Consider the following 6,222-nt stretch of genomic DNA (forward strand, 5'->3'; position numbering starts at 1 on the left):
GAGCCGTTGAAATCGGAGTTAAAAGCGTTGGCGGCAAAGTTTACCGCCAACGATAAAGACTAAGCTGTGGTTGTTGCTGGTGACCAAAAGGCGATAGGCGCTTTTTCCTGCTCACCGTCAAAGGTCACAAATTCCCACGCAGATTCTTGCGCTAATAAAGCCTGAAGTAACTGGTTATTCAGTGCATGCCCTGACTTATAAGCACGCAGGTGACCCAGAATACTGTGTCCCCCCATGTACAAGTCACCAATAGCGTCCAACATTTTATGTTTTACGAACTCATCGTCGTAACGTAAGCCGTCACTGTTGAGAATGCGGAATTCATCCAGCACAACGGCGTTATCAAAACTGCCGCCCAGTGCCAGGTTGTTTTCCCGTAAAAATTCAATGTCTTTCATGAAGCCAAAGGTACGGGCACGACTAATTTCTTTTATAAAGGCATTAGCACTAAAATCGATGCTGACTGTTTGCCCTGTGTCTGCAATAGCCGGGTGTTCAAAGTCGATAGCAAAGTCGATACGGAAACCATCGTGGGGTAGCAGTTCCGCCCACTTATCACCGTCTTCGACACGTACCGGCTGTTTGATCCGGATGAACTTTTTCGCTGCTGACTGCTCTTCAATACCCGCGCTTTGTAGCAGGTAAACAAACGGGTGCGAGCTGCCGTCCATAATTGGAATTTCATGCGAGTCGACTTCGATTATCGCGTTATCAATTCCAACGCCGGCCAGCGCAGCGAGCAAATGCTCGACGGTAGAGATGCGAACGTTTTCTTCGTTGATAAGACAGGTACACAGCTGCGTATCACGCACCCAGTCGGCCCGTGCTGGAATATCCACCACAGGATCAAGGTCCACACGACGGAATATCAAACCGGTATTAGCCGGCGCAGGACGTAAAGTAAGGTTTACTTTATTGCCTTTGTGCAGCCCAACACCCGTGGTTGATATTGCTTGCTGTAATGTACGTTGCTTAATCATGGTACTTGTTCACCTACCTTTTCTATTCGGTTCGCCCTGGCTGACGCCAAAGCGGCCGCATATTATACGACATTTGTCATGGTTCGATCAAATTTTACGCATACTTACACAGAGTTACGCCAAATTAGTCGACCTGTTTTCGTAAAAATGCCGGAATATCCAGGTAATCGAGTTCTTTATCCTGTTTAGCTTTGGCAGCAGGCTGACGTTTTGGTTCAGCTTTTGCTTCCGCTTGAACTTCTTCCTGCTCTTCGTAACGAGGAGCCGCCGCACCGCGGTCTATGTCGCTGCTACGGTATGCCGGCTGAGGTTCGCGCTTAGGCGCAGCCTGGCTGGTATTGTTCACCAGAGAAATATCCGGTTTACGCTCAGCCCCGATGCCGGTTGCAACAACAGTAACGCGCAGTTCGTCGGACATTTCGGTATCGATAACGGTACCAACTATCACTGTAGCGTTATCTGAGGCGAAGGCTTTAACCGTATTACCGACGGTATCGAGCTCTTCAATGCTCATATCCATACCAGCAGTAACGTTAATTAATACGCCACGAGCACCAGACAAGTCGATGTCTTCCAGTAACGGGCTGTTAATTGCCATTTCGGCCGCTTCCTGCGCACGGTCTTCACCGCTGGCAACACCGGTACCCATCATGGCCGTACCCATTTCCTTCATAACCGCGCGAACGTCGGCAAAGTCAACGTTGATAAGACCCGGACGAGTAATCAGCTCGGCAATACCCTGAACCGCACCCAACAATACGTTGTTTGCTGCGCTGAAGGCATCCAGCAAGCTGGTTCCACGACCCATAACTTTAAGCAATTTCTCGTTTGGAATGGTAATTAACGAGTCGACACTTTGTGCCAGTGCGTTAATTCCTTCGTCGGCTACAGCCATGCGCTTTTTCCCTTCAAACGGGAAAGGCTTGGTCACAACGGCAACAGTCAGAATGCCCAGTTCTTTGGCAACTTCAGCAACCACAGGTGCTGCACCGGTTCCGGTACCACCGCCCATGCCAGCTGCAATAAAGACCATATCAGCGCCTTCTAAGTGGACTTTGATGTTCTCGCGGTCCTCTTCTGCCGACTGGCGACCCACTTCAGGGTTGGCGCCAGCGCCAAGACCTTTAGTAATGTCCTGCCCTAATTGAATGGTGACATCTGCCGTATGATTACGCAGAGCCTGCGCATCGGTATTGGCTGCAATAAACTGCACACCTTCAATTGATTCTTTTACCATGTGCTGAACAGCGTTTCCGCCGCCACCACCGACGCCAATCACCTTAATGACGGCTTCGCTTTCATAATTGTCCATCAGTTCGAACATAATAATTCTCCCTACCTGCTTTTAACGTGCTACCCCAAGTTAAAACTCACCTTTGAACCAACTCTGCACTTTTTGCCAGAGTCCGATCACGTCAGTTTTAGAGCTTTCTTTTTGTGACACAGCGGCATCTTCCTGCCCATACCGTAACAGTCCCACCGCTGTGGCATAAACCGGATCTTCGACGTAATCCCGCAGGCCTTTCATGCCCAGAGGAACGCCGATACGAACCGGCATTTGAAAAATTTCTTCAGCAAAATCGACGCAGCCTTCCATTTTGGCGCTACCGCCTGTGATAACTACGCCGGCTGCTATTTGCTCATCTAACCCGCTTTGCTGGATCTCGTCCCTGACCAGCTCAAACAATTCCTGATAACGTGGCTCTACCACTTCCGACAAGGTATGACGTGACATCACCCGTGACGGACGCCCACCCACCGACGGCACTTCAATGGTGTCTTCCATACTGACCATTTGCCGCAGCGCACAAGCGTGCTTGGTCTTAATTTCTTCCGCGTGGTTGGTCGGTGTACGGAAAATTTTGGCAATGTCACTGGTGACCTGATTGCCCGCCGCAGGAATAACTGCGGTATGACGCAATACACCGCCCGCATATATACAAATATCAATGGTCCCGCCGCCTAAATCGACCAGCGCTACACCTAAATCTTTTTCGTCATCGGTCAGTACCGAGATGCTGGATGCCAGCGCTGAGAAAATGAGTTTGTCCACCGACAACCCGCAGCGCTCAACCGCTTTTATGATGTTTTTCGCCATGTCATTCGCACAGGTAATAATGTGCACTTTAGACTCCATGCGAACACCCGACATGCCAATTGGGCTGCGAATGCTTTCCTGGGAGTCAATGACGTACTCCTGCGGTAACACATGCAAAATACGACGCTCTTTTGCAATAGGTACTGACTGTGCGGCGTGAATCACGCTGTCGACATCGTCCTGTGTCACTTCAGCTTCGTTAATCGGTACCATGCCACTTTCGTTCTGGCAGGAAATATGACGGCCGGAAATGTTCAGGTACACCGATGCCACGCGACAGTCAGCCATCAGTTCGGCTTCATCAACAGCACGCTGGACCGACTGAACAACCAGGTTAAGGTCGTTAACGCCGCCTTTGTCCATACCACGCGAGGTCGCTGTACCAACGCCAACAACGCTGATCTCATTATCTGGCAGCAATTCGCCAATAAGCGCCGTCACTTTGCTGGTACCTATATCCAGACCTACAACCATATTGTGTTCCGATGTTTTCGACATAACCGTCTAACTCTCACTTTTTGCTTCACGCCAGGCCACTGCAGCCCCGGTGTCATATCGTAAATCCACAGTATCGATTTCGTTGTTTTTACTTTTTTCATGTTCAACGATGCTGGGAAACACATCGATAAACCGTTTTATTCTCTCTAGCGTTGCTTCGCGCCCCAATTTCACTTCAATTCCCTGAGCTAAAACTACGCTCACGGCAAATCGCTCTGTTAACCTTAGTGCCCTTACCTGAAAGCCATTCACTGCCAACATTTGCTGCACCCGGTTAAATTCTTTCCAGGTTTCCTCTACGGCGTTTTCCGGCCCAAACAACTGCGGCAAAGCCGTATCCACTTGTTCTATATTTGCCCGAAAAACATCACTTTGCTCATTTATCAGGCGATCACCGTTCCACATGGCTACCGGTTTGTGTTCCGTCACATAAACCGACAATTTGTCAGGCCAGACTTTGCGAATCGAGACTTTTTGTATCCAGGGCAACTGCTCTACCCGGCGCCTTAATTCGTTCACATCTGCCGTAAAAAAACTTCCCAACGGTTCTGCCGTTAAGGCCTTTCTGACCTCTTCGTTGGCGGTATACTGCAACTCGCCTTCTACATTTAATTCAGCTAAAGGTACTTGCTGTTCGTCAGTCAGCACCTGGTTTAACTGATAAATACCAACCAAGGCACCTGCTATAGTCAGGCATAGCACTGTCACACCCGACCAAAAGTTCACAGAACGCAGGCGCTGTTCAGCTGCCATCATCAGCGCTCCAGTGTTTGCGCTAAAATGCGCTCCACTAAATCATTAAAACTTAATCCGGCGGCTTTTGCAGCCATAGGTACCAGGCTCTTTTCGGTCATGCCCGGAACGGTATTGGCTTCGAGTAAGAACCAGTCGCCATTGCCGCTGCGCATAACATCGATACGCCCCCAACCACTCGCTCCAATCGCTGAAAATGCCCGCTCAGCCAAGCTACGAAGTTTCGCTTCGTCTTCATCACTTAACCCGGCAGGACAGTGATACTGCGTGTCATTCGCCTGGTACTTCGCCTCAAAGTCGTAAAACTCATGCGGTGTCTGCAGACGAATAACAGGTAAAGCATTTCCGTCTAGCAAGCCGATGGTGTACTCAGGGCCTTCAATCCACTGCTCAACCAGAATGTCGTCATCAAACTGTGCGGCATGTTTTAACGCTGCCGCCAGTCGCGGTGCGCTATCGGCACTGCTCATACCAATGGATGAGCCTTCACGTGCCGGCTTAACGATGACGCGTCCGCCAAGCTCTAACAGCAGCGCTTCGGCGTTCACTTGCTCTATTTCTTCTTGAGTAATGACCCGCCAGCTGGCTGTCGGTAACCCCAAAGCGTGCCAAATTTGTTTGCAACGCACCTTATCCATACCCAGAGCACAGCCAAGAACATCACTACCGGTATAGGGAATGCCCAGTACTTGTAGTGCACCCTGCATAGCGCCGTCTTCGCCACCACGCCCATGCAGCGCGATAAATACACGTTCGTAGCCATCATCAACCAGTTCTTGCAGGCTATGTGCTGCCGGGTCAAATGCATGCGCATCAATACCTTTAGCCACTAAGCCTTTTAATACGGCCATTCCCGATTTTAGCGAGACATCTCGCTCGGCCGAGCTACCACCCAGCATGACAGCGACTTTACCAAAGGTCTCAGCGTTCATTGCTCAGCACCTCCGTCGCTATGTTCTTTGCCAGCGCACCAATATTTCCGGCCCCCTGAGTTAACAGCAGGTCACCAGCGGCCAGAACCGACTCCAGCACCTCCGGCATATCATCTACTGTTGCGACATAAATAGGGTCTATTTGCCCGCGCTGTCGTATCGAGCGACATAGAGAGCGGCTGTCAGCTCCACTAACCGGGGTCTCTCCTGCGCTATAAACTTCCAGCATCAGCAGCACATCAACTTGCGAAAGCACGTTGACGAAGTCCTCATATAAGTCACGTGTCCGTGAATATCGGTGCGGCTGAAATGCCATTACCAGACGACGCTCAGGCCAACCTTCGCGGGCGGCCTGTATGGTCGCCGCAACCTCAGACGGGTGATGACCGTAGTCATCCACCAACATGACTTCACCTTGTTCTTTACCCGGTACAGGAAAATTTCCGTAATGCTGAAAACGTCGTCCAATACCTTCAAATTTATTTAACGCCGACTGAATTGCCTGGTCATTAATGCCTTCGTCTGTGGCTACTGCGACCGCTGCCAGTGCATTCAGTACATTGTGCTTACCCGGCAGATTAAGGCAGACATCTAATGGCTGCAGGCCTTTGCGTAAAATGGTAAAGCAGCTCTCACTGGCGGTTTGCTTATAGTTAATAGCCCGAATATCTGCGGCTTCACCAAAGCCGTAAGTCATGGTCTGACGACCCAGCCGCGGAATTAAGTCGGCTACCACAGGATCATCCACACACATAACCGCTAAGCCATAAAATGGCAGGTTATGCAGAAACTCAACGTAGGTGTCCAGTAACTTATTAAAGTCACCTTCGTAGGTGTCCATATGGTCCGCTTCAATGTTGGTCACTATGGCGACCATCGGCTGTAAATGCAGGAACGACGCGTCGCTCTCGTCGGCTTCAGCAATCAGGTACTTACTGTTACCTAACCGGGCATTAGAGCC

General features: G+C 50.3%; 6 protein-coding genes. All 6 read right to left on the reverse strand.

What is annotated here, in order from left to right; genetic code table 11:
* Positions 1-59 precede the first annotated feature (59 nt).
* Entirely contained in the window at positions 60-980 is a 921-nt protein-coding gene (gene lpxC / locus B3180_RS04695) for a UDP-3-O-acyl-N-acetylglucosamine deacetylase (protein WP_054489884.1), read from the reverse strand.
* Between the two features lie 124 nt (positions 981-1,104).
* Positions 1,105-2,304, reverse strand: a complete 1,200-nt coding sequence (ftsZ, locus tag B3180_RS04700) for a cell division protein FtsZ (protein WP_054489882.1) — start codon at positions 2,302-2,304, stop codon at positions 1,105-1,107.
* A 39-nt stretch (positions 2,305-2,343) separates the two neighbouring features.
* Positions 2,344-3,576 carry a cell division protein FtsA gene (gene ftsA, locus B3180_RS04705; RefSeq protein WP_054489880.1) on the reverse strand — a complete coding sequence of 411 codons (1,233 nt, stop codon included), beginning with the start codon at positions 3,574-3,576 and terminating at the stop codon, positions 2,344-2,346.
* Between the two features lie 6 nt (positions 3,577-3,582).
* Positions 3,583-4,332 (reverse strand): FtsQ-type POTRA domain-containing protein, encoded by a 750-nt coding sequence (locus B3180_RS04710; protein ID WP_286843315.1) that lies wholly within the window; start codon positions 4,330-4,332, stop codon positions 3,583-3,585.
* On the reverse strand, positions 4,332-5,261 hold the full coding sequence (locus B3180_RS04715) for a D-alanine--D-alanine ligase (protein WP_222236437.1): 930 nt from the start codon (positions 5,259-5,261) through the stop codon (positions 4,332-4,334). The genes B3180_RS04710 and B3180_RS04715 overlap by 1 nt, the downstream gene beginning before the upstream one ends.
* A partial coding sequence (murC, locus tag B3180_RS04720; RefSeq protein ID WP_286843318.1) for a UDP-N-acetylmuramate--L-alanine ligase occupies positions 5,251-6,222 on the reverse strand: 972 nt, incomplete at its 5' end. The genes murC and B3180_RS04715, both read right to left, overlap by 11 nt.

Origin of the sequence: Idiomarina sp. UBA4206 (assembly GCF_002383015.1) — a bacterium.
Lineage (GTDB): Bacteria > Pseudomonadota > Gammaproteobacteria > Enterobacterales > Alteromonadaceae > Idiomarina > Idiomarina abyssalis.